The organism is Paenibacillus forsythiae T98 (assembly GCF_000520735.1).
In the GTDB taxonomy this organism is placed as follows: Bacteria; Bacillota; Bacilli; order Paenibacillales; family Paenibacillaceae; genus Paenibacillus_AQ; species Paenibacillus_AQ forsythiae.
This window is the reverse complement of record NZ_ASSC01000210.1, coordinates 1-387: the sequence shown is the minus strand read 5'-3', so window position 1 is coordinate 387 and position 387 is coordinate 1. Positions and strand designations below refer to the sequence as shown.

General features: G+C 57.1%; 1 pseudogene. It reads right to left on the bottom strand.

Annotation, left to right across the window (positions count from 1 at the left end):
• Window positions 1-14 precede the first annotated feature (14 nt).
• Window positions 15-387, bottom strand: a pseudogene (locus L692_RS32480) (TraR/DksA C4-type zinc finger protein); the annotation flags it as partial.

Sequence of the window (387 nt, the reverse complement as noted above, 5' to 3'; positions counted from 1 at the left end):
CCAGCCTCTAACGGCTACTCCTCCTGATTAGCGTGAGGGTCCAGCAGGTACTCCCCTTCTCCGCTGTCCATATAACGCTGGTATTGATGGCCCCGCACAACGGTGACATGCTTGCCTGTGATATCCGTGGCGATGAAATTTTCCCAGGGCTCAACGGAGCTGTCCGGTTCATCCGCCTCGATCTCCATATCATTGTAGGAATCGATATTGTTTCCCTCCGCCATGGCTGGCGTATTGGAGGTGCCGAAGCTTTCGACGATCTGCCAGGCGTCCTCGCCGTCAAACCCGCTATATTCATGCTCGTCGAGACTGCTGCGGCCGAAGGGGGGAGACAGAAACTCTTCTTCGACCGGGCGCGTATGCGGCTTCTCCTGACGGGGGCTGTAT